This window comes from Sphingomonas sp. Sphisp66, assembly GCF_047324325.1.
Classification (GTDB): Bacteria; Pseudomonadota; Alphaproteobacteria; order Sphingomonadales; family Sphingomonadaceae; genus Sphingomonas.
Map to the genome: position 1 here is coordinate 2842580 of NZ_CP168508.1, position 24944 is coordinate 2867523.

11 protein-coding genes and 1 pseudogene are annotated in these 24944 nt (G+C 65.8%); 5 read left to right on the forward strand and 7 right to left on the reverse strand.

What is annotated here, in order from left to right; translation table 11 throughout:
* Positions 1-123: 123 nt before the first annotated feature.
* Complete coding sequence (locus tag ACEN8G_RS13190) at positions 124-2124, forward strand: acyltransferase family protein (protein ID WP_413414100.1); 2001 nt, start codon at positions 124-126, stop codon at positions 2122-2124.
* 262 nt (positions 2125-2386) lie between these two features.
* Here ACEN8G_RS13190 and ACEN8G_RS13195 read toward each other — a convergent pair whose 3' ends face one another.
* The 6 genes and pseudogenes from ACEN8G_RS13195 to ACEN8G_RS13220 all read right to left on the reverse strand — a co-directional run bounded on the left by ACEN8G_RS13195 (position 2387) and on the right by ACEN8G_RS13220 (position 12909).
* Entirely contained in the window at positions 2387-3799 is a 1413-nt protein-coding gene (locus ACEN8G_RS13195; protein WP_413414099.1) for a M16 family metallopeptidase, read from the reverse strand.
* Positions 3799-5190: a M16 family metallopeptidase gene (locus tag ACEN8G_RS13200; protein WP_413414098.1), complete on the reverse strand. Its 1392-nt coding sequence runs from the start codon at positions 5188-5190 to the stop codon at positions 3799-3801. The genes ACEN8G_RS13195 and ACEN8G_RS13200 overlap by 1 nt, the downstream gene beginning before the upstream one ends.
* A gap of 70 nt (positions 5191-5260) precedes the next feature.
* Positions 5261-6793 (reverse strand): EF-hand domain-containing protein, encoded by a 1533-nt coding sequence (locus ACEN8G_RS13205; RefSeq protein ID WP_413414097.1) that lies wholly within the window; start codon positions 6791-6793, stop codon positions 5261-5263.
* Positions 6794-6982: 189 nt separating this feature from the next.
* Positions 6983-8929 carry a CocE/NonD family hydrolase gene (locus ACEN8G_RS13210; protein WP_413414096.1) on the reverse strand — a complete coding sequence of 649 codons (1947 nt, stop codon included), beginning with the start codon at positions 8927-8929 and terminating at the stop codon, positions 6983-6985.
* A 114-nt stretch (positions 8930-9043) separates the two neighbouring features.
* Positions 9044-10369, reverse strand: coding sequence for a hypothetical protein (locus ACEN8G_RS13215; protein WP_413414095.1), 1326 nt, complete (start codon positions 10367-10369; stop codon positions 9044-9046).
* A gap of 245 nt (positions 10370-10614) precedes the next feature.
* A pseudogene (locus tag ACEN8G_RS13220) lies at positions 10615-12909 on the reverse strand (TonB-dependent receptor).
* A 386-nt stretch (positions 12910-13295) separates the two neighbouring features.
* Between ACEN8G_RS13220 and rpoB the strand changes: the two are divergent.
* The 4 genes from rpoB (at position 13296) to ACEN8G_RS13240 (ending at position 24376) form a co-directional block, all read left to right on the forward strand.
* The gene (gene rpoB, locus ACEN8G_RS13225) at positions 13296-17450 is read left to right on the forward strand and encodes a DNA-directed RNA polymerase subunit beta (RefSeq protein WP_413414093.1); all 4155 of its coding nucleotides are present in this window, start codon (positions 13296-13298) and stop codon (positions 17448-17450) included.
* Between the two features lie 88 nt (positions 17451-17538).
* Positions 17539-21828, forward strand: a complete 4290-nt coding sequence (gene rpoC, locus ACEN8G_RS13230; RefSeq protein ID WP_413414092.1) for a DNA-directed RNA polymerase subunit beta' — start codon at positions 17539-17541, stop codon at positions 21826-21828.
* Positions 21829-22104: 276 nt separating this feature from the next.
* The gene (locus ACEN8G_RS13235; RefSeq protein WP_413414091.1) at positions 22105-23799 is read left to right on the forward strand and encodes a hypothetical protein; all 1695 of its coding nucleotides are present in this window, start codon (positions 22105-22107) and stop codon (positions 23797-23799) included.
* A 154-nt stretch (positions 23800-23953) separates the two neighbouring features.
* Positions 23954-24376: a hypothetical protein gene (locus ACEN8G_RS13240; RefSeq protein ID WP_413414089.1), complete on the forward strand. Its 423-nt coding sequence runs from the start codon at positions 23954-23956 to the stop codon at positions 24374-24376.
* 80 nt (positions 24377-24456) lie between these two features.
* Here the strand turns inward: ACEN8G_RS13240 and ACEN8G_RS13245 are convergent, their stop codons facing one another.
* On the reverse strand, positions 24457-24882 hold the full coding sequence (locus ACEN8G_RS13245; protein ID WP_413414088.1) for a heavy metal-binding domain-containing protein: 426 nt from the start codon (positions 24880-24882) through the stop codon (positions 24457-24459).
* Positions 24883-24944 lie beyond the last annotated feature (62 nt).

Sequence of the window (24944 nt, forward strand, 5' to 3'; positions counted from 1 at the left end):
CCTTTTCCTGGCGCTCCGAAGCTGAACAATGGCTGCACATCGCGCGCCGTTCGCCGCATGTCGAGGGCGGATTGTCCCTCGGGTCTCCGTCCCTTACAGCGACGAAACACTGGGGAGACATTGGTGACTGGCGAGCGAGCGGGGCCCGGCCCCGACTATATACCGGCGATCGACGGGCTGCGCGCCATTGCCGTCACCTCGGTCATCCTCTTCCATCTCTGGCCCTGGACGCTGCCGGGCGGCTTCACCGGGGTGGACATCTTCTTCGTCATCTCGGGCTTCGTGGTGACCGGATCGCTGATCGGCCGCGAGTTCAGCAGCCTCGGCCAACTCGCCGGCTATTTCTATGCCCGCCGGCTGATGCGGATCATGCCGGCGCTGGTGGCGATGCTGCTTGCCACCCTGCTCGCCGCCCAGCTGTTCATCCCCGATTCCTGGCTGAGCAACAGCCTCCCCCAGGTCGGCCGGTTCGCCTTTTTCGGGCTGAGCAACCTGGTGCTGGCAATCGATACCGACAGCTATTTCGGCCCCCAGGCGGCGTACAATCCCTTCACCCACACCTGGTCGCTGGGCGTGGAGGAGCAGTTCTACCTGTTCTTCCCCTTCCTCCTCTGGTGGCATCACCGCCTCCATTCCGGGGCCAAGGCAGTGCGCTGGATCGCGATCCTGTCGGGGCTCTCGCTGCTGCTCTGCGCGGTGCTCAGCCTGTTCGCCCAGAAATTCGCCTTCTACCTGATCTTCCCCCGCTTCTGGGAGCTGGGCGCAGGCATGCTGCTCTGCCTGACCCGCGAGCGCTGGCAGCCCTGGGCAGCGGGGCGCAAATGGCTGGCCCCGCTCGGCGCGCTGCTGGTCGCCGCCGGCTTCGCCTTGCCCGAAGGGCCGCTCTTCCCCTTCCCCGGCGCGCTGCTGCCGGTGGCGGGCACCGCGCTGGTCATCATGGCGATCCTCGGCGGCACCGCACCGCGGGCGCTGGGCAGCCGGCCGATGGTGGCGGTAGGGCTGCTCTCCTACTCGCTCTACCTCTGGCACTGGCCGGTCTTCGTGCTGTTCCGCTGGACCGTTGGCCTTCACACGCTGAAGCACCAGCTGGCCGCGCTGGTCATCGCCATTGCGCTGGCGATCTTCTCCTACTTCCTCATCGAGAAGCCGCTGCGCTCGGGCCGCATCATCGCCGGTTGGCCGCGGGGCCGTGTCGTCACGGCGGCACTGGCAGGGGTACTAGTCGCCGCGCTCGGCGGGCAGCTGCTGATCGCGGCGCACAACCGGCTCACGCTCAGCGTCACCCGCGACCGCTTCGCCTGGTATGCCGAGCCCGGCCGGCCGCTGCCGCTCGACCTGACCGGCTGCGCGCCACTCGATGGCGAGGAGTGGCTCGCGGGCGGCAGGGTCAAGCTCTGGACCCCGCGCTGCGCCCGGCCGGAGGGCTTCACGCTGTTCGTGCCGGCGGACTCGCACGGCCTCGCCTACACTCCGGCGCTGCGCCGGCTGGCGGCCGAGACCGGCGCCAGCGTGCGCCTCTATTTCCGGCCCGGCTGCCCCTATTTCAAGCTGATCCAGACCCACGCCTCGCGCCCGCGCTGCACCGGCTGGTATCAAGGGGTTGAGAACGACATCGCCGCGCGGTCGAAACCAGGCGACGTCGTGTTCCTTCCCGGCCTGCGCGTCACCCGGCTCGCCAACCAGTTCGAGAATGATCGCGACCTGATCGGCGCGCACCCCGATACGGTTTCCCAAGGGGCACTGGACGAAGCGCAGGCTATTTCGCAGCGGCTCGAGGCAAAAGGCGCGCGGATCGTGCTCGAGGCGCCCAAGCCGGTCTTCCCCAGCCCGGTCTTCCGCTGCGCCGACTGGTTCAACCGCGCCAATCCCGCCTGCCACGGCCTGACGATCGGGCGCGAACGCATGCTCGAGCGCCGCCGCGACGTGATGCGGGCGATGAGCCAGCTCGTCGCCAGCCGGCGCTCGACGATCCTGTGGGACCCGCTGCCGATCTTCTGCCCCGGCCAGACCTGCGAGGCGCTGCCCGGCGGCCGGCCGCTGTTCTTCGACGGCGACCATCCGAGCGGCCTGGGCAACGACCTGATCTATGCGGACCTGAAGCGGACGATATTGGGCGTTCGCTGACCCGCCGCTCCAACAGCGCCGCGGCGGGCGACTCGCGGAAGTTCACTAAGTTCGTGCCCAGCACGGATTTCGCCGCGTCTTAAGTTGACCAAGTTCCCGCAAACGCACCGCATCTCGCAATATCCTTGCGAGCGCGTGATCCTATTCTTCCAACAAGACAAAGAGCGGCCGGACACCGGGGTCCGACCGCTCCAGCCAAGCAGGCGAAATCCTACATTGCAAGACGTGGCTCCCCTCCCTTCGAGGGAGGGGAATTTCTAGCTCACGGCACCGTTACCGTGGTCGTCGGGACATTGGCCAGCTCGGGCTGGGCCTTAAGCTGGGGGACGACGGTCTTGAGGTCGCCGACCACCACCAGAGTGAGCTTGCCCAGCGGATAGCCGCTGTTCGCCGAGGCCTGCATCTGCTCCGGCGTCACCGCCAGCACCGCAGGCACGTACCGCTCGGTCCAGTCGCCCGGCAGACCGAGCAGATCGCGCGTCGCCAGGGTGCCGATAACGGAGCCCGAGGTCGAGTTCGAGATGGCGAAGAGGCCGGCGAGATAGGTGCGGATTCCCTTGGCTTCTTCGGCCGGAACCGGCTCGGTCTGCATCCGGCGGATCTCCTTGAAGACCTCCTTCAGCGAATCCCCGGTATGCTCGGTGGTGACGTCCGCCTGGAAGGTCCACAGCGCCTGTTCGGGGGTGAAGCCCACGTCGGAATCCGGCGAATAGGTATAGCCCTTGTCCTCGCGGATGTTGCGGGTGATGCGCGAGCTGAACGCGCCGCCGAGCAGCGCATTGGTCACCCGCTGCGGGATGTCCCCTTCGGTGCCGGCACGGCTGGCATCGAAGCTGAGCCGCAGCGTCGCCTGGGGCGCCCCCGGACGATCGACCAGCACGATCTGCGGGCCCGGCTTGTGCGGGCTTTGCAGCGTCACCGGATCGGGACCGGCCTTCCAGCCCGCAAAGGCCTTGTCGATCGCCGCCTTCACCGCCGCCGCGTCGAAACGCCCGGCGACATAGAGATGCGCGCGCTTCGCGCCGAACTGGCCGGCATGGAAGCCCTGCACCTGGGTGATCGTATAGCCCTGGAGCTGCGCCGCGCTGGGGATGATCCGGCCATAGGGATGGCTGGCGCCATAGACGGTGCGGCCCAGCGCCACGTCCGCCAGCGTGCCCGGCTGCGACAGGGCGACCGAGAGCTGGCGGCCGAGATTCGCCTTCACCCGGGCCAACTCGCTCGCCGGCAGCGTCGGGCGGATCGCCACGTCGCTGACCAGCTGGATCGCGGCCGGGGCATATTCGGACAGGACGTTCACGCCGACCGAAGTCGACTGCATGCCGGCGCTGACGTTGAGCTGCCCGCCCATCCCCGCCGCCGTGGCCGCGAGATCGGCGGCGGTCTTGCCGGCCGCACCTTCCTTCATCAGCGCGCCGGTGACTTCGGAGAGCCACACCGCATCGCCTTCATTGACCGCGCCGGCGCGCACGCGCAGCGACACGACCGTCTTGGGAGCGATGCCATAGGGGATCAGCGTGACCTGCAGCCCATTGGGCAGCGTATAGGTCTCGGTCGCCGGCAGCGTGAATGGCTTGGGATCGGCGATCGGCGGCGCAGGCGGGAAATTGTCCTGGGCCAGCGCCGGGGTGGTGACGGCGACCAGCGCCGTGAATGCGAGGAGCGCGCGCTTCATCACTTGCCTCCCTTGGGCTGGGCGCCGGGCTCGATGACGTAGACCGAGCGGTTGGTCTTGCGAAGATATTCCTGCGCGGTCTTCTGGATCAGCGCGGGCGTCACCTTGGCGAAGCCCTCCTCGATCTTGTTCACCGCGGCGGGATCATTGTCGAACAGCGCATAGACGGCGAGCAGGTCGATCAGGCCGACCCGGCCGCCCCCGTCGATCGTACCGTACAGGTCGGAGCGCATCTTGGTACGGGCACGCTGCAGCTCGGCGGCGGTCACCGGCTTCGTCCGCAGCTCCTCGATCACCTCGTCCACCGCCTTGGTGATCTGGGCGGTGGTGTGCGTCGGATCATGGGTGAAGCTGAAGCTCCACAGCATCGGTCCGCGATAGTTGAACATGTTGCCGAGATCGCCATTGATCCCGCCCGAAAGCTCGCCGGCGATGCCGGTGTCGGACACCAGCTTCTTGAACAGCCGGCTGTCATCGCCCTGGAGCAGGATCTGGTCGATCAGCCCCATCGCATACCATTCGGGGGTGCCACGATCGGGCACGTGATAGCCGGCGGCATAGCCGGGCTTGGGCGCGAGCGCGTCGACGCGGCTCTTGAACTTCTCGGCGGTCTGGCGCGGCTCGGAGATGTCGGGCTGCTTGACCGGCGCGGCCGAGGCGATCGGGGTGAAATATTTCTCCACCATCGCCCTGGTCGCGGCGTAATCCAGGTCTCCGGCGATCACGAGCACCGCATTGTTCGGCCGGTAGAACTCCTTGGAGAAGGCCTGGGCGTCGGGCACCGTCGCCGCCTCGATCTCCTTCAGATCGCCGTAGAAATTATGGCTGTTGTACCAGTTGGTGTTGGCCAGCATCGGCAGGTCGATCCACGGCCAGGTGCTGTAGGGCTGGTTGAGGACGTTGACCTTGACCTCGTTGCCGACTACGCCCTGCTGGTTCTTCAGCACGACGTCGTCGATCACCGGATTGGCCATGCGATCGGCCTCGAGCCACAGCATGCGCTCAAGCGCGCCCGACGGGACGATCTCGAAATAATTGGTGAAGTCGAACCGGGTCGAGCCGTTGTTGACGCCGCCCGAATTGGTGATCGTGGTGTCGAACACGCCCTTCGGCGCATGCTTCGATCCCTGGAACATCAGATGCTCGAACAGATGGGCGAAGCCGGTGCGGTCCTTGGGCTCCACGCGGAAGCCGATGCCGTAATAGACACCGACCGTCACCGTCGGCGCGATCGTGTCCCTGGTCAGAACGACGCGCAGGCCATTGGGCAGCGTGAAATATTGCGTGTCGACATGCAGCTTGCTCGCCGGCGCAGGTGCGCCGGCCTGGGCGTGCGCGAGCGCCGGAACTGCGGTCGCCGCCAAGGCGAGCGCGAGACTCCACTTCCTCATCTATTCTCCCCTCGGGTGAGTCGGTGATCTAACCCACCGTCACACTCCGCAGCGCCGCTGTACAGGGGCTTTATTGCGGCGACTGGGGTGGCCGCCGCCCACGCATGTCGCAGGTAGCGCCGACCGTCTCCCCAGTCCCTTCCATGACGATGCAGCTATGGACGGGATTGCCGGGCGGGAGCGGCACCCCCTTGGCGAAGAGCAGGGTCACCGAATGCGCCCCGCCCATCCCCGGCGGCATATGCGCGATCGGCCGCACCACGCGGAAGGTGCTGCTGTCGACCTGCTGCAGGGCGCCTGATCCGACCAGCTGCGCCAGGCCCATCTGGCTGGGAAGCACGGCGTAGGGCGCGACCGATGCCTGCGCCACCACCTGGCGCGGATCGACCTTGACCAGGCCCGCCGGCCAGTAGCGTGATGCCTCGCGCCATGCCGCCGGATCGAACCCGCTGGGCGTTTCGGGCTCGCCCCGCTGCCTCACTTCCATCCTGCCCGAGGGCAGCGCCACCCGGCGCACCGCATATTTGCCGAAGACGCCGTCCGGCGCGCGCCCGAGCGAGGTCCGGAGCGCCGTGAGCATGCCGTTCGCCTCGGCCTGGCCGGGCTCGGACATGTAACCCGGGCAGCGCGTGCCGGCGATCGTCACGCGATCCGACGGGATGCCGATCACCCCCGATGCCGATATCTCGCGCCGGGCGCGGGGCGGCGGAATCACCACCATGCCGCGGGGCGCGCCGGCGGCGGGCTTGCCCGGAAAGCCGTCGGCAGCCTCCGGCGCGTGGTAGGAAGAGACGACGACCCAGGCCACGCGATTGGTCGCACCGTTCAGCCGCCAGGCCATCGATTCATAGGAAGTGAGCACCAGATAGAGCGGCGCGCTACCGGGCTCGATATCGACGTCGATCAGGTTGGTTTCCTGATCCGCGCCGCCGATCGCGGCCGACGAGATGGCCTGCCCCTCATAGGCGCCGAACACCAGCAGCTTCGCGCCGGCGGGAACTGCCGGCAGCGAGCATTTCGGTATGCTGCGAGCGACGGATATCGCGCGAACGCGCGGCATGATCGCGGCATATTCCGGCTGCGACAGCTTGCCGTCGCCATCGGTATCGATCTGGGCGAACGCCTGCTCCGCGCGTTCGCGCAGTTCCCGGACAGTGAGCTTGCCGTCATGGTTCGGATCGAGGGCGAGCAATTCCTCCAGGCGATCGTCGCTGCGATCGGACTCCTCGGCCGCTGCCGCCATCTCCGCCACGGTGATGACGCCGTCGCGGTCGCCGTCATATTCGGAGAGCTCGTTCTCGACCTGCCGGTCGCGATACGGCGCTACGGTCGGTGCGCTGCGCACCAGTTCGTCGCGGGTTACCTTGAGGTCACCGTTCAGGTCGCGCGCAAGCATCTGGCCGATGCGGCTCCCGCGGGTGCTCGCGCGCCGCAGGTCGCGCGCCAGGGCGACATCGGCGGCGTCGAGGCCATCGCCTGCGCGGTCGGCGCTGCGCAGGCGGCCGGCGAGCTGCGCGACATATTGCTCGACCACCGTGCCGGTGCTCAGCCCCTCGATCAGGATGTCGGGCACGTTGCTATCGGGCGAGGCTGGCCGGATCATCGCTATCGCGCCGCCGGCCAAGCCCAACGATGCCAGAATCGCCCAAGTCGTCCGCATGCACCCCTCCGATATCGCGCAAGGCTAGATCGGCGATGTTACGAACATCTCGCACGAGCTGGTTAACAGCCAAATGAAACGGGCCGGAGCATCGCCCCGGCCCGTCCCGAATTCCCGATGGAAAGCCTACAATTACTTCTGTTCATTCGCCGACTGATCGAGCGGCACCACCGGCAGCAGCACGTTGCTCGACTGGGCACCGCCGTACATCAAAGTCACCGTCGCCTTCTGATAGTCCTCGGGCTTGGCGAAGAAGATGTTGGGGACGAACTTCTGCGGGTTGCGGTCATAGACCGGGAACAGGCTCGACTGGACCTGGACCATGATCCGGTGGCCCGGCTGGAAGACATGGTTCACCGTCGGCAGGCGGAACTTGTACTCCTGCACCTTGTTCGCCGGGATCGCCGTCGGATGCTCGAACGAGTCGCGATAGCGGCCGCGGAAGATGTCCATGCTGATCGGCAGCTGGAACCCGCCCATCTCCTTCTTGGTGACATAGTCGTCCGGATAGACGTCGATCACCTTGACGACGAAGTCGCCGTCCGTGCCCGTCGTCTTCGCGAAGATGTCCGCCAGCGGCGCGCCGGAGACGCGGACCGGGGCGGTCAGCGGATCGGTGACATAGGTCATCACGTCCGGACGGCCATCGACGAAGCGCTGATCGGTGACGAGATAGGTCGACCAGCGGCCGTCCTGGAAGTTCACCGGCCGCGGCAGGTGCGGCACCGGCTTGGCGGGATCGGAAACGTAGCTGTCCGACCCGGCGCCGGGCTTGTCGAAGCCGAGGCCTTCGGCGGGCTTGAGGTAGATCGGGGTGAGCTTGGCGTCGCAGCCGGTCTCGCAGGCGAGCGGCCACTTGCTGAGAAACTCCCAGCGGTTCTCGCCGGTGTTGTAGAAACTCGCCTTGGCCGGGGTGAACGCCGGTGCCCCGTCCTTCAGATAAGCGTTGAAGAAGGGCAGCAGGATGTCGCGGCGGGCCTGGAGCGCGGTGTCGCCCTCGAAGTTCAGCTGGCCGAGGCTCGAGCCGTTATAGTTGAAGCCCGAATGGCGCCACGGGCCCATCAGCAGATAGTTCCTGCTGGCCTGCGGGGTCTTCTGCAGTTCCTCCCAGGCATGGATCGCGCCGTACATGTCCTCGTGATCCCAGATGCCCTGTTCCCAGAGCGTCGGGATATTCGAGGGATTGGCGGCGAGCAGCTTGTCGAGCGCCTGGCCCTGCCAGAACTTGTCGTAGGCGACGTGCTGGCTCATCTTGTTCCAGGCGGGCAGCTGGTCATAGCCGAACTGCTTGGCCCAGTCGCCGGCCGAACCGACCTTGCGGAAGGTCTCGTAATCGTCCCAGTCGGGGCGCGGCGGGGCCTTGCCGGCGCCCTTGTAGCCGGTCTGCGAGCCGATCCAGCCGATGTTCGCCAGGCGGAAGGCGCCGTGGTGGAACCAGTCGTCGCCCATCCAGCCGTCGATCATCGGGCTCTCGGGTGCTGCAACCTTGAGCGCCGGGTGCGGCCCCATCAGCGCCATCACCACGGTGAAGCCCTCGTACGACGAGCCGAGCATGCCGACCTTGCCGTTGGTCTCGGGGATGTTCTTCACCATCCAGTCGATCGAATCATAGGCGTCGGTGATGTGATCAACCTTGGTCGGGTTGAGCGGGCCGACCGGCGGGCGGGTGATGACATAGTCGCCCTCCGATTTGTACTTGCCGCGAATGTCCTGGAACACGCGGATATAGCCCGCCTTGACGAACACCTCGTCGCCTTCGGGCAGGGTGTTGATCATCTTGCCGCTCTCGGTGCGGACGACGCGGCCGGCGGCGTTGTAGGGCGTGCGGGTGAACAGGATCGGCGCGTTCTTCGTGCCCTTGGGGATGATGAAGACGGTGTAGAGCTTCACCCCGTCGCGCATCGGGATCATCACTTCACGCTTGATGTAATCGGCGGGAAGCGCAGGCGGATTGAAGTTCGGCGGAATGTCGTTGAACGCGGCCGGCGCCTGGGCGGGTGCGGGGCTTTCCTGCGCCTGGGCGGCCGTGGCAGCGAGGATGGCCGTTCCGGCGGCCAGGGCGAGCAGCGACTTGTTCATGTGATAGTATCTCCCTGAGGATGGCGTTCGATAGGCCCAAATCCCTCCGCAAGGAAAGAGCCCGCTCCTCCCTTTCGGAAGAAGCGGGCTCCTGTGTCCCCGATATGTCAGGGATCAGACGTGCTCGGGCTGGCCGTAGAGCTCGGCGGCGAGATCGTCGGTCACGTGCGGGCGCGAGGCACCGATCGCACCGATCCCGCCTTCATAGGCCGGGCGGCCGATCCGGAACGCCGCGGCGGTGCGCGCCTCGCTACCGTCCGGCAGGGTGTAGCGCGCCTCGGCGACGACGACGGGGTTGAACACGCGGCCCAGGTCGCCCTTGGGCACCGCGAGATGGGCATCGACGCGGGTGCCGTCGCCCGGCTCGATCGAGACCGGCGGGACGATGGTGTCGGCGCGGCGCTCGGTGAGCATGCGCTCCATCTCGGTGCTCTCGGCCTCGTCAGCGAGCATGAAGCTCGAGATGCGGACGTTGCGCGCCTGGGTGTCGCCCGAGTTGCCGACGGTCAGCTCGAAATCGACCATCGCCTCTTCCTCGGTGGTGCCGGCGCTCACCGGACGCAGGCCGAGCTCGATCCACGGGCGGTGCGACACCGGCGCGGCGGCATCGGCGACACCGGCAAGGTCGTCCTTGCTGGCATCGGCGATCTCGGCTTCCTCGACCTGCTCGGCGGCGACTTCGGGGACGATCGCCGGGCTGGGCTCGCGGCGGACGTTCCGCTCGTCGGCGGGCGGCACCTGGGCGATGACGGCGGCATCGGGCGCGGCGACCGGCTCGACCACCACCGGCGCGGCGGCGACGGGCGCGACGTAGGCGGGCTCGACATAGGCCGTCTCGGTGGTCACCGCCTCGTCATTGCGGCGGCGGCGCGTGAACAGGAACGCGATGATGCCAAGGCCCAGCAGCGCGAGGCCGCCGATCAGCCACGGCCAGGCGATGGCGGTGCTGCTGGTCTGGGTCGTGGTGGTGTCGGACGCTACCGGCGCAGCAGTGTCAGGCGCCGGAGCAGGCGCGGTCTCCGCCTGGGGCGGCAGCGGCGCGGGCACGGCCGACGGATCGATCGGCGGCGACGGCGGCGCTGTCGGCGTCTCGGCGGTTGGCGCCGGGGCGGCCTGGCGTGCGGGAGCCGGGGCTGCGCGAGTGGTGGTAGTGGTCCTCGTCGTCGTGGTGCGAGTGGCGGTGGTGCGGCGCTCGGCCGGGGCCGGCGCATCCGCGGCGGCGGCACCGCGCTGCTGCTCCTCGACCGAGGGGACCGACTGGACCACCGGGGCGGAGGGCTGGATCACCACCTGCGGCTGAGGCGCGGGCGCCGGGGCGGGTGCAGGCGCCGGAGTCGTCATGATCGGCGGCGGGGTGACCTGCTGGGGGGTGTCCTGCGCCTGGGCGGGCAGAGCGAGGAAGGCGGCGCCGAGAAACAGCGCGGCACGGGTGGTACGCATTACAAGTCTCTCCTTCATGTCGCAGGTTCAATGAATGGAACCCGGATTCCGTCGCGAAGGAGGCTCGAAACTGCGGTGAACTGCGCGTCATGAACGACGAACAACCGCATTCATCTGGGGTTAATTGCAGATTCACGCAGCACTTATGGGCAGGCAAAAGGTTCCGCCGTTCCCACACCTGAAGTTCACGCTGGCGGAGAGATGGGGCCGAACCCTACCCCTCCGCCAGGCGAATGGACGGATGCTTAGAAGCGTCCGGTCAGCTGCACGCCATAGAAGCGCGGCTCGGCAGGGATGAAGGTCGGATTGCCGAAGCCGCCGCCGGTGTTGCCGGCATCGAGCAGATAGCGCTTGTTCGTCGCGTTGCGGACATAGGCGGCGATCTCGTAGCGGCGCTCTGCGAAGCTGACGCCCGCCTTCGCATTCACCAGCACCACGCCGTCCTGCGAGATCGCTTCCTTGTTGGGCACTTCGAAATAGATTTTGCTGCGATAGGTCACGCTCGTCGTCGCGAAGAAGCGGATGCCATCACCAAGCTGCGCGTCGACCGTGAAGCCGGCTGCCGCCTGGACCTCGGGCTGGAGGCGGAACTTGTTGCCGGCATAGACGCCGTTCGCCTTGGTCTTGTCGATGCCGCCATCGATATAGCCGATGTTGCCGAACATGCTGAACCAGGACGTCGGACGCACCAGCAGCTCGGCCTCGACACCGAGATTGCTCGCGCTGCCGGCGCTTTCGGTGACGCTCGACCCGACCGGGCGGCCCGAGGGATCGTTCGCATCCGTGACCACGCGCGAGACCTGGAAGTTCTTGTACTTCTGGTAATAGACGCCGAGCGAGCCCGAGACGATGCCCTTGGACGCCTTGATGCCGCCCTCATAGTTCCAGACGGTCTCCTCGGGGATCAGCGAGGTGGTGCCGGCACCCTGGTTGACCGTCGGCGAACGGCGCCCCTTCGAAACGGTGCCGTACAGGTTCAGCCCGTCGCTCAGGCGATAGAGGACATTGAAGCGCGGCAGGAACGCCTGGAAGCTGTCCTGCGACCAGATCGTGCCGTTGGTCGTCACCTGGCCCGGGATCAGCGCGGCGCCGGAAAGCACCGACTTCGGCGCCACCGCATAATAGCCCGACTTGCGCTGCTCGATCAGGGCACGGATGCCGGCGGTCAGTTCCAGCCGCTGGGTCGGCATCCAGGTGACTTCGCCGAACATCGAATAGCTGTCGTTGATGCCCTTGTTGGTGAAGATCGAGCGATAGGGAATGACGGTCGCCTTGCCGCCGGTGAGCAGGCCGGTCGCCTGCGCGGCCGTGACGGTGCCGTTGGGCGCGATGCAGCCCAGGCCCTTGATCACATTGGCGGCGCACTGGAGATAGATGCCCTCTTCGGTCGAGAACGGCACTTCCTGGCGGTTGTTCTCGTGGAAGACGTTCCAGCCGAAGCTCGTGCGGAAATGATCGTCGCTATATGCGAAGCGCGATTCATGGCTGATCTGCGAGCCATAGGCGCCTTCGGCGAATTCGAGATACCAGGCAGCCGAACCGTCGGCGTCGAAGATCTCGAGCGAGTCGAAGCTGCGATAGCCATTGACGCTGGTGAAGTTCCAGCCATCGGCGAAATCATAGCTGATCGTCAGGTTGCCGTCATAGACATTGCGGTTCAGCCCCAGCTTGTCGGCGCCGAGCGCCGCCTTCGAAACCGGCGAGCCCGACAGGTTGGCGTCGCCGAACGGATTGCCCGGGCCCTTGGAGGTCGGATAGAGCTTCGAGATGAACGGCGTGCCGCTGTTGCGCTGGCGGTCATAGGTGCCGATCAGGTCCACCGTCAGCGCATCACTCGGCGTGAAGCGCAGCGAGGCGCGGACGCCGAGCTAGTTCTGGGCATAGAGATCGCCCTGCGTCGTCGAGAGATTGTGGACATAGCCGTCGCGCTTCTTCCATTCGAAGGCGACACGGCCGGCGATCACGTCCGAACCCAGGTTCAGATGGCCGCCCAGCTGCTTCTGGTCGTAATTGCCGATGCCGCCGTACAGCTCGCCGGAGAAGCCGGCGCGCGGCCGGGCCGAGATCATGCTGATAGCGCCCACTGCCGATGCCGTGCCGAACAGCGTCGCCTGCGGGCCCTTGATCACCTCGACGCGATCGAGGTCATAGACCGCCTGATAGGCGCCGCGCGACCGCGAGATGTCGATGCCGTTGTAATAGAGGGTGACGCGTGCCGCCTGCTGCGCCGAGCCGCTGTCCGACGTGATGCCGCGAATGACGATGCCGGGATTGTTGGCGCTCTGCTCCTGGATGTTGAGGCCGGGAACATAGGCCGACAGCTCGTCAAGATCGGAGACGCCGAGCTCGTTCATGCGCGCTTCGGTGAGCGCCGAGATGGTGATCGGCACGTCGATCGCGCGCTGCTCGATCTTCTGCGCGGTGACGACGATCTCGTTGCCGCCCGCGGCCTCCTGCGATGCCTCCGGCTTCGCCTGCTCCTGCTGCGCGTGCGCCACGCCCGTTGCCGTCGACGCCAGCAGCACCGCGAGCAATTTCATCTTGTTAGCCATGGAAACCAACCCCCTTCTTTGTTTACCCGAAGCGAGGCCAGTGGCGGCGGAATGTTACGCTCACGCTGCACTGCGGCATCAATTTCGTTGCAATGCAAAACGTTTTTTGGAGTGCGGCGGGAACGCGTGAATCCTGTCGAGCCCCGCCCCTTTGACAGAAGGCAACCCAGCCCCTATATCGCGCTCCTCACCACGGCCCCGGGAAATGATGCGTCGTCGCGCAACGCATCGGGCGAATTGGGGTCGTGGTCTCATAAGACGCTTGAAGCTGCCGATGCCCGAACAGGGAGTCGCGCGGCTTTTTCGCGTCTCATGGCACGTCCCGGCCCCGGATCAGGGGCACCGAATTTACTGCTGACGAGGCAAAAACACCCATGGCAACCAAGGCAATCGAGGGCGGCACGTTCAAGCGCCGCATCCGCAAGGTGTTCGGCGACATCCACGAAGTGGTGCAGATGCCGAACCTGATTGAGGTTCAGCGCGAATCCTACGAGCAGTTCCTGCGGTCCAATCCCTCGATCGGCTATGTCTCCGGCCTCGAGAAGACCCTGCGCTCGGTCTTCCCGATCCGCGACTTCGCCGGCACCGCCGAGCTCGACTTCGTGAACTACGAGCTCGAGAATCCGAAGTTCGACGTGGAAGAGTGCCGCCAGCGCGGCATCACCTATGCGGCGCCGATGCGCGTCACGCTACGCCTGATCGTGTTCGAGGTGGATCCCGATACCGAAGCCCGCTCGGTGCTCGATATCAAGGAGCAGGACGTCTACATGGGCGACATGCCCCTGATGACGGGCAACGGCACCTTCTTCATCAACGGCACCGAGCGCGTCATCGTATCGCAGATGCACCGTTCGCCGGGCGTGCTGTTCGACCATGACCGCGGCAAGACCCATGCCTCGGGCAAGTATCTCTTCGCCGCGCGCGTGATCCCGTATCGCGGCTCGTGGCTGGACTTCGAGTTCGACGCCAAGGACATCGTCAACGTCCGTATCGACCGCAAGCGCAAGCTTCCGGTGACGACGCTGCTCTATGCCCTCGGCCTGAACGGCGAGGACATCCTCAACTATTTCTACAACCGCGTGACCTTCGTCCGCGGCCCGAACGGCTGGCAGATTCCGTTCGACCCGACCAACTGGCGCGGCGCCAAGCCGTCGTTCGACATCGTCGACGCCAAGTCGGGCGAAGTGATCTTCCCGGCTGGCCAGAAGATCAGCCCGCGCGCCGCCAACAAGGCGCAGAAGGACGGTCTCGAGACCCTGCTGATCCCGACCGACGAGATCTTCGGCCGCTATTCGGCCTATGACCTCATCAACGAGGCGACCGGCGAGATCTACATCGAAGCCGGCGACGAAGTCTCGGCCGAGAACCTGGAGAAGCTGGACAAGGCCGGCATCGACCGCGTCGAGCTGCTCGACATCGACCATATCTCGACGGGTCCGTGGATCCGCAACACCCTCGCCGCCGACAAGGCCGAGGAGCGTCAGCAGGCGCTCGCCGACATCTACCGCGTCATGCGCCCCGGCGAGCCGCCGACGCTCGAGACGGCAGAGTCGCTGTTCGCCGGCCTGTTCTTCGATCCGGAGCGCTATGACCTCTCGGCCGTCGGCCGCGTGAAGCTCAACATGCGCCTCGACCTCGACGCCGAGGACACTGTCACGACGCTGCGCACCGAGGACATCCTCGCCGTGGTCAAGACCCTGGTCGACCTGAAGGACGGCAAGGGCGAAGTCGACGACATCGACAACCTCGGCAACCGTCGCGTGCGTTCGGTGGGCGAGCTGCTCGAGAACCAGTACCGCGTCGGCCTGCTCCGCATGGAGCGCGCCGTGAAGGAGCGCATGAGCTCGGTCGACGTGTCGACCGTGATGCCGAACGACCTGATCAACGCGAAGCCGGCGGTTGCCGCGGTTCGCGAATTCTTCGGCTCGTCGCAGCTCTCGCAGTTCATGGACCAGACCAACCCGCTCTCCGAAGTGACGCACAAGCGTCGCGTCTCGGCGCTCGGGCCGGGCGGTCTCACCCGTGAGCGCGCAGGCTTCGAAGTCCGCGACGTTCACCCGACCCACTATGGCCGTATCTGCCCGATCGAGACGCCGGAAGGCCCGAACATCGGTCTGATCAACTCGCTCGCGTCGTTCAGCCGGGTGAACAAGTACGGCTTCATCGAGACGCCGTACCGCAAGGTGGACAACGGCCAGGTGACCAATGACGTGGTCTATCTGTCGGCGATGGAAGAGGCGAAGCACACGATCGCGCAGGCCTCGGCCGAGGTCGATGCCGATCACCGCTTCACCGAGGACCTGATCTCGGCCCGCCAGGCCGGCGAATTCCTGATGGCGCTGCCGGAGACGGTGACGCTGATGGACGTCAGCCCCAAGCAGCTGGTCTCGGTCGCAGCGTCGCTCATTCCGTTCCTGGAAAACGACGACGCGAACCGCGCACTGATGGGCTCGAACATGCAGCGCCAGGCCGTGCCGCTGGTGAAGGCGGAAGCGCCCTTCGTCGGCACCGGCATGGAAGAGACGGTTGCGCGTGACTCGGGTGCGGCGATCGCCGCCAAGCGCGCGGGCATCGTCGACCAGGTCGATGCGACCCGTATCGTCATCCGCGCGACCGGCGAGGTCTCGGCGGAAGAGAGCGGCGTCGACATCTACACGCTGATGAAGTTCGAGCGCTCGAACCAGTCGACCTGCATCAACCAGCGTCCGCTGGTGAAGGTCGGCGAGATCGTGAACGCCGGCGACACCATCGCCGACGGTCCGTCGACCGAGTTCGGCGAGCTGGCCCTGGGCCGCAACGCGCTCGTCGCGTTCATGCCCTGGAACGGCTACAACTATGAGGACTCGATCCTGATCTCCGAGCGGATCGTGAAGGACGACGTGTTCACGTCGATCCACATCGACGAGTTCGAAGTGATGGCCCGCGACACCAAGCTCGGGCCGGAGGACATCACCCGCGACATCCCGAACGTCGGCGAGGAAGCACTGCGCAACCTCGACGAGGCCGGCATCGTGTACGTCGGCGCCGAAGTGGAGCCGGGCGACATCCTGGTCGGCAAGATCACCCCGAAGGGTGAATCGCCGATGACGCCGGAAGAGAAGCTCCTCCGCGCCATCTTCGGCGAGAAGGCCTCGGACGTCCGCGATACCTCGCTCCGCCTGCCCCCGGGCGTGGCCGGCACGATCGTCGATGTGCGCGTGTTCAACCGTCACGGCATCGACAAGGACGAGCGTGCCCTGGCCATCGAGCGCGAGGAAATCGAGCGCCTGAAGAAGGACAGCGACGACGAGCGCAACATCCTCAACCGCGCGACCTGGTCGCGTCTGCGCGAGATGCTGCTGGGCCAGGTCGCCACGGCGACGCCGAAGGGCCTGAAGAAGGGCGCCGAGATCGACGCCGATCTGCTCGACAGCGTGGATCGTCACGAATGGTGGAAGTTCGCCGTCGCTGACGACAAGGTCCAAGGCGACCTCGAGGCGGTGAAGGGCCAGTATGACGAGGCCGTGAAGCGCATCAAGGACAAGTTCGAGGACCGCCGCGAGAAACTGGAGCGCGGTGACGAGCTGCCGCCGGGCGTGCTCAAGATGGTCAAGGTCTTCGTCGCGGTGAAGCGCAAGCTGCAGCCGGGCGACAAGATGGCCGGCCGTCACGGCAACAAGGGCGTCATCTCGCGGATCCTGCCGCAGGAAGACATGCCGTTCCTCGAGGACGGTACCCCGGTCGACCTGGTGCTGAACCCGCTCGGCGTGCCTTCGCGCATGAACGTCGGTCAGATCTTCGAGACCCATCTTGGCTGGGCTGCCCGTAACCTGGGCATGCAGGTCGCCAGGCAGCTCGAAGAGTGGCGTGAGCAGAATCCGGACGCGGTTGCGGGCGCCATGCCCGATGCCGTCAAGGACCGGCTCAAGGTGGTCTATGGCGATCACTATGCCGACGAGATCGAGGCGCGCAGCCCCGAGCAGGTCAACGAGCTGATCCAGAACGTCCGCACGGGCATTCCGATGGGCACTCCGGTGTTCGACGGCGCGCGTGAGGCCGACGTTTCGGACATGCTGGAGCTGGCAGGTCTCGACACCTCGGGTCAGTCGACCCTGTTCGACGGCCGCACCGGCGACGCGTTCGACCGCAAGGTCACCGTGGGCATCATCTACATGCTGAAGCTCCACCACCTCGTGGACGACAAGATCCACGCGCGTTCGATCGGCCCGTACTCGCTCGTCACCCAGCAGCCGCTGGGCGGCAAGGCGCAGTTCGGTGGCCAGCGCTTCGGCGAAATGGAGGTCTGGGCCCTGCAGGCGTACGGCGCTGCCTATACGCTGCAGGAAATGCTGACGGTGAAGTCGGACGACGTGGTCGGCCGCACCAAGGTCTACGAAGCGATCGTCAAGGGCGACGACACCTTCGAGGCCGGCATCCCCGAGAGCTTCAACGTGCTCGTCAAGGAAATGCGCTCGCTGGGCCTCAACGTCGAACTCAAGGCTATCGACGAAGCCTCCGAGGAAGACGGCCTGGCCGAGGCGGCGGAGTAAAGGGAACCCGGGAGCATCGGTTTACAAAACCGGGTGCCCCCTCCCCTCCCCGCCCAGAAGATTTGACCCTCCTGAGGGACGAAAGAATATGAACGAACTTACCAACTTCGCGAACCCGCTCGCCAAGCCGGAGACCTTCGACCAGATCCAGATCGGGATCGCGTCGCCGGACCGTATCCGCAGCTGGTCGTTCGGCGAGATCAAGAAGCCCGAGACGATCAACTACCGCACGTTCAAGCCCGAGCGTGACGGCCTGTTCTGCGCGCGCATCTTCGGTCCGATCAAGGATTACGAGTGCCTGTGCGGCAAGTACAAGCGCATGAAGTACAAGGGCATCGTCTGCGAAAAGTGCGGCGTGGAAGTGACCGTCTCGAAGGTCCGCCGCGAGCGCATGGGCCATATCGAGCTGGCCGCACCGGTCGCGCACATCTGGTTCCTGAAGTCGCTGCCGTCGCGCATCGGCCTGCTGCTCGACATGCAGCTGAAGCAGCTCGAGCGCGTCCTGTACTTCGAGAGCTACATCGTCACCGAGCCGGGCCTCACCCCGCTCGAGAAGTTCCAGCTCCTCACCGAGGACGAGCTGCTCGACGCGCAGGATGAGTATGGCGAAGACGCGTTCTCGGCCGGCATCGGCGCCGAGGCGGTCAAGATCATGCTCATGGATCTCGACCTGGAAGGCGAGCGCAAGGAGCTCCTTGAGGAGCTCGCGGTCACCAAGTCGGAACTGAAGCCGAAGAAGATCATCAAGCGCCTGAAGGTCGTCGAGAGCTTCATCGATTCGGGCAACCGCCCCGAGTGGATGATCCTCGACGTCGTTCCGGTCATCCCGCCCGAACTGCGTCCGCTGGTGCCGCTGGACGGTGGCCGCTTCGCGACCTCGGATCTCAACGATCTGTATCGCCGCGTGATCAACCGTAACAACCGCCTGAAGCGCCTGATGGAGCTGCGCGCGCCGGACATCATCGTCCGCAACGAAAAGCGCATGCTGCAGGAAGCCGTCGACGCGCTGTTCGACAACGGCCGCCGTGGCCGCACCATCACCGGTGCGAACAAGCGTCCGCTCAAGTCGCTGTCCGACATGCTCAAGGGCAAGCAGGGCCGCTTCCGTCAGAACCTGCTCGGCAAGCGCGTCGACTATTCGGGCCGCTCGGTCATCGTGACCGGTCCGGAGCTCAAGCTGCACCAGTGCGGCCTGCCGAAGAAGATGGCGCTCGAGCTGTTCAAGCCGTTCATCTACGCCCGCCTGGACGCCAAGGGTCTCTCGATGACCCTCAAGCAGGCCAAGAAGTGGGTCGAGAAGGAGCGCAAGGAAGTCTGGGACATCCTCGACGAAGTCATTCGCGAGCACCCGGTCCTGCTCAACCGCGCGCCCACGCTCCACCGTCTGGGCATCCAGGCGTTCGAGCCGGTGCTGATCGAGGGCAAGGCGATCCAGCTGCACCCGCTGGTCTGCTCGGCCTTCAACGCCGACTTCGACGGTGACCAGATGGCCGTCCACGTTCCGCTGAGCCTCGAGGCCCAGCTGGAAGCGCGCGTCCTGATGATGTCGACCAACAACATCCTGTCGCCCGCGAACGGCAAGCCGATCATCGTGCCGTCGCAGGACATGGTGCTGGGTCTCTATTACCTGTCGATGCTCAAGGAAGGCGAGCCGGGCGAAGGCATGCTGCTCGGCGACATGGCCGAAGTGCACCAGGCACTCGAGGCCGGTGCCGTCACCCTGCACACCAAGGTGATCAGCCGCGTCCCGCAGACCGACGAAGAGGGCAACCAGTACCTCAAGCGCTTCGAGACCACCCCGGGCCGCATGCTGCTCGGCGAGTGCCTCCCGAAGTCGCACAAGGTGCCGTTCGACACCGTCAACCGCCTCCTCACCAAGAAGGACGTGGGCGACGTGATCGACGAGGTGTATCGCCACACCGGCCAGAAGGAGACCGTGCTGTTCGCCGACGCGATCATGGCGCTGGGCTTCCGTCACGCCTTCAAGGCGGGCATCTCGTTCGGCAAGGACGACATGATCATCCCGGCGAGCAAGGAAGCGATGGTCGACGAGACCCGCGCCCTCGTGAAGGACTATGAGCAGCAGTATCAGGACGGCCTGATCACGCAGCAGGAGAAGTACAACAAGGTGATCGACGCCTGGAGCCGTTGCGGCGACCAGGTGGCGGGCGCCATGATGGACGAGATCAAGGCTGTGAAGCGCTTCGAGGATGGCCCCAACAAGGGCCGCGAGAAGCCGATCAACGCGATCTACATGATGGCCCATTCGGGTGCGCGTGGTTCGCAGGCGCAGATCAAGCAGCTCGCCGGCATGCGCGGCCTCATGGCCAAGCCGTCGGGCGAGATCATCGAAACGCCGATCATCTCCAACTTCAAGGAAGGCCTGACCGTCCTCGAGTACTTCAACTCCACCCACGGCGCCCGTAAGGGCCTTGCCGACACCGCACTCAAGACGGCGAACTCGGGTTACCTGACCCGCCGTCTGGTCGACGTGTCGCAGGACTGCGTGATCATGGAGCTGGACTGCGGCACCGAGCGGGCGCTGGAAATGCGCGCGATCGTGCAGGGCGGCTCGACCATCGCTTCGCTTGGCGAGCGCATCCTCGGTCGTACGACCGCGGAGGACGTGGTCGACAAGGACGGCAATGTCGTGATCCCGACCGGCACCCTGCTCGACGAGCCGGCCGTGGCGAAGATCGAAGCCCTGAACATTCCGGGCATGAAGATCCGTTCGCCGCTGGTCTGCGAAGCCAAGATCGGTGTCTGCGGCAAGTGCTACGGGCGTGACCTTGCCCGCGGTACCCCGGTGAACATCGGCGAGGCCGTCGGCGTCATCGCGGCACAGTCGATCGGTGAGCCGGGCACGCAGCTGACCATGCGTACCTTCCACATCGGTGGTGCGGCGCAGCTGAACGAAACCTCGAACCTCGAGGCAGCTGTCGATGGTACTGTCGAGTTCCGTGACCTGCGCCTGATCGAGGACCAGCGTGGCCGCCGCGTGGTTCTGAGCCGCTCGGGCGAGATCGCGATCCTCGACATGGAAGGCCGCGAGCTGGCAGTCGATCGCATCCCCTACGGTGCGTATGTGATGTTCGACGACGGCCATATCGTCTCGAAGGGCGATCGCATGGCCGAGTGGGATCCGTTCACCATGCCGGTGATCACGGAAACCGGCGGTGTCGTGAAGTACCAGGACCTGCTCGACAACAAGACGCTGACCGAGCAGGTCGACGAAGCGACGGGCATCGCCCAGCGCGTCGTCACCGAGTATCGCGCGGCCAGCAAGTCGAAGGAGGATCTGCGTCCTCGCCTGACCCTGACCGGCGAAGGTGCTGCCGAAGCCGCCCGCTACATGCTGGCGCCGGGCGCGGTGCTCTCGGTCGAGGACGGTGCGACCGTGCAGGCCGGTGACGTTCTCGCCCGTGTCGCTCGCGAGTCTGCCAAGACCCGCGACATCACCGGCGGTCTGCCGCGCGTCGCCGAGCTGTTCGAAGCCCGCAAGCCCAAGGAAAACGCGATCATCGCGAAGGTCTCGGGCCGCGTCGTGTTCGGCAAGGACTACAAGGCCAAGCGCAAGATCGGCATCATGCCCGAGGACGGCGGCGATGTGGTCGAGTATCTGGTTCCGAAGTCGAAGGTGATCGACGTTCAGGAAGGCGACTACGTCAAGCGTGGCGACAACCTGATCGGCGGCTCGCCCGATCCGCACGACATTCTCGAGGTGCTCGGCATCGAGCCGCTCGCGGAATATCTCGTGTCGGAAATCCAGGAAGTCTATCGACTGCAGGGCGTGAAGATCAACGACAAGCACATCGAGGTGATCGTTCGCCAGATGCTGCAGAAGGTTGAGATCACCGAAGCCGGCGACACCACCCTGCTCCCCGGCGAGCAGGTGGACCGTTCGGAGATGGACGAGACCAACGAGAAGCTGGCTCCGGGTCAGGCCCCCGCACAGGGCAAGCCGATCCTGCTCGGCATCACCAAGGCGTCGCTGCAGACCCGCAGCTTCATCTCGGCGGCGTCGTTCCAGGAGACCACCCGCGTCCTCACCGAGGCAGCGGTCCAGGGCAAGCAGGACACGCTGATCGGCCTCAAGGAGAACGTGATCGTGGGCCGTCTCATCCCGGCCGGCACCGGCGCGGGCATGAACCGCCTGCGTGTCGCCGCGACGAGCCGCGACGCTGCCCTCCGCGTCCAGCAGCGTGCGCTGCAGAACGCGCTGGTGGCGCCGAACTCGGCCGCCGAGGAGCGCGCCGCCGAGCACGCCCGCTCGGCGCGTGACGCCGAAGGCACCGGCAGCGATCCGCTCGCCTCGGTCGTGCCCTCGGGCCATGGCACCGATGCCGACGCCGGCGAGTATCTGAACCAGGGCGAGTAATCGCCTGAGTTCAGCCGCTCCCAGCGCTGACTAGAAAAGACCGCCGTCCGGGCAACCGGGCGGCGGTCTTTTTATGTGCGCGCGACGCTTGCCTTTAATGGTTCGCCATGATGATATCCGCAGTGAAGCCGGAGTCTCCAAGGTCGCCACGGACTTCTCCTCGTAGCGTAGCCTGATTGTCGAAATTGCTCTTTCGAAGCGCGAAGATGATTATCTCGCGTACGATTTCGCTTGTCTGACATCACCTTCACAGCTTCTCGATCTTGGGAGAAAACCATGGGTTCAAGCTTGCACATGCTGCTCGCGGCCGGTACTTTTCTTGCCGCGATTCAATCCGCCCACGCCGACGAATGCTCGGAAATATTGCGCGACGGCGCCTTCAACACGATCTTCAAGAAGGAAGACAGCTCGACCTGGCAGCAGCTCAACGAATGGCTGGAGACCAGAAGCTTCGAGGAAGTCAATTCGATGGTCAGTGCCGGCGTGACCTTCCCGATCCAGGGCTTCCCGGTCGGCGCCAATTTCAACAAACAGAGTTTCGAGAAATTTCAGCTGGATCTGAAAGAGGGAAAGATCACTGGCTTCGATCAGAAATCCAGCCAGGAATTCGTCGAGAAGAACGCCAGCCCGCTCATCGTCGATGCCTGGGTCGCCTGCGTGCAGGCGCATGTTCCCGGCGTGCATCTGAGCGCCACGGTCAATCCCACCGAACCGTCGCAGATCAGCGTCGCCGCGACCTTCATTCCCTTCGACGAAACCACCAAATGGCCGACCGTCACAAGCTTCGTCATAAATGGCGATGCGCAGGTCGTCGCCCCCAATCCCTTCGTGCCGGGCGCGGCGATCAAGGTCCAGCCGCTTACCGCCAATGTGAAGCGCAACAAGGTCGAAGGCCCGCCCGCCCGCTATCCGGGTGTCACCTTCACGATCAACACGACGCCGACGGGCGGCGCCTCCAAGTCGGTGCCGGCCTTCGACCTGACGCCCACCTCCCCTCCGCTCAACATCCAGATCTTCCCGGGCCCGGTCTCGGCCAGCGCCGCCCATCCGGAGGCGAGCGCCCAGGTGCCCGCCGGCTTCAAGCTCATCGGCGGCGGCGCCCGGGTCAACTGGAACGGCGCAGGCAATCTGCTGACGGCCTCCTGGCCCGCCGACGGCCGCACCTGGAGAGCACGCGCCAAGGATCACTCGGTCGCTTCTCCTGCAACGATCCAGGCCTGGGCGATCGGGCTGAGCGATCCCAAGGACGAATGGGACGTCCAGATCTTCAAGGAGAATTCGGATCCGGCCGCGCATCCCGAGGTGAAGGTGAAAGTGCCCAGCGGCTTCGCCATGACTGGAGGCGGCGCGGTCGCCAACTGGACCGTGAACGGCAGCCTGCTCACCGCGAGCTATCCCGTCTCGGAAAACACCTGGATGACGCGGAGCAAGGATCATTCGGTGGCCGAAACCTCGGTCCTGACCGGCTATGCGATCGGCATCCGTCCGCGCAACAATGCCGCGGCGCCGACGGTGATGCTCACGTCACAGCAAAGCGCGGTCGCGGCGCACCCGACCGAGCGGGCCGATGTCGCGCCCGGCTTCGCCCTGTCCGGCGGCGGGGCCGAGGTGCTGTGGAGCGGCGCGGGCAATCTGCTCACGGCCTCCTTTCCCGAAGGCAATGGCTGGCGCGTCGCATCGAAGGACCACGGCGTGTCCTCACCCGCCAAGATCGTCGCCTATACGATCGGCGTGAAGCCCAGCAAGGTCGAGCAGCAATTCCTGATCCTGAAGAAGGGGCCCAAGAGCTTCACCGACCAGATCGAATGGGTGGCGGGCACCTATTATTCCCCAAGCGCCAACAAGCGGCTTCCCGTCTATGCCGGCAGGAGCCTGTCGGCCGCCTTCCTCAAGGATCTGCGCAGTTTCGGCGCCGTCACCAACGCACGCATTCGGCCGATCCGCCGGCTGCCCATCCGGCGTCCGCGATAGCTTCCTGCTACCCTGCAACCGCCGTCCGGCCAGTCCGGGCGGCGGCTTCCTTTGGGGCAAGCCGGGCGGTTTGCGCGGCCATCCGGGCCGTATGCGGTTGCCGATGTCACGGGTCTCTGGCGACATGCGTGCGGGCGGGGAGTTGGAGAGATGCATGCTTCGCCATCTGCCTGCCGCCGCCCTGCTGATCCTCGGCCCCGCCCCGCTGGCGGAGGCAAGCGCCGTGCCGGCCGCGCAGCGTAGCGGCCAATGCTCGATCGATGCGCTGCCTGCCCCGCAGAAGAAGCAACTGGTCGATGGCTATGTCGCCCGCCACAAGGCCCAGGGAAAGGCGAGCGCCGATGCCTGGGCCAAGGCGCAGGAAGATGCGATCTACAAGCAGCTGGTCGCCCAGGGCGCCTGCCCCGCCGATCGCGGTCCGGCCCGGGCGGCCACGCCCCTTCCCCGCAAGCCCGGCAAGACGATCCTCAACAAGCAGGGCAAGCCGTGCCGCAACATCACGGTGGAGAACCAGGTCTTCCCCGGCTTTGGCGGCGAACCGATGCGGCTGGCGCTGGTCCAGGTCTGCAAGGACTGACGCGGCGCGGGCCGCTCACGAAAAGCCGCCGCCCGGCATAACGGACGGCGGCTGCTTCTCGTGTCGGAGCGACGAGGCGCTTAGTTCGTGGCGGCTGCCGGAGTCGGGGCCGGAGCCTCGCCGGGCGCCAGGAACTTGATCGCGGTGCCGGTGGCGTTGGTCTTGCCCCAGCTGAACGCGCTGACGTGCGAATCGCCGTACTTGGCGTTGATCACTGCATCGGCGCCCAGCTTCTCGGCGCGCTCCCAGAGCTCGCGGTAGATCTTGCTCTGCGACGCTTCCTTGCTGAAGATCGTCGCCTTGCGGACGCCGGCCTTCACTTCGCCGATCACCTTGTAGGGGCGGTCCGGAAGGTCGGTCGCGAACACCGGCACGCCGACGTCCTCGTTGACGACGACATAGTGCTTCTGGCCCTTCTTGTCCTGCTTGTCCTGTGCCGAGACCAGCGACGGCGATGCCACCAGAATCGAAACGGCAGCGAGCGCCGCGAGACGCGTGAACTTCATGATTGTCCCCCTTGGTAACCCGAATCCCGTTCGGGTAACGCGAACCTGCCTCAAGCTTGGGA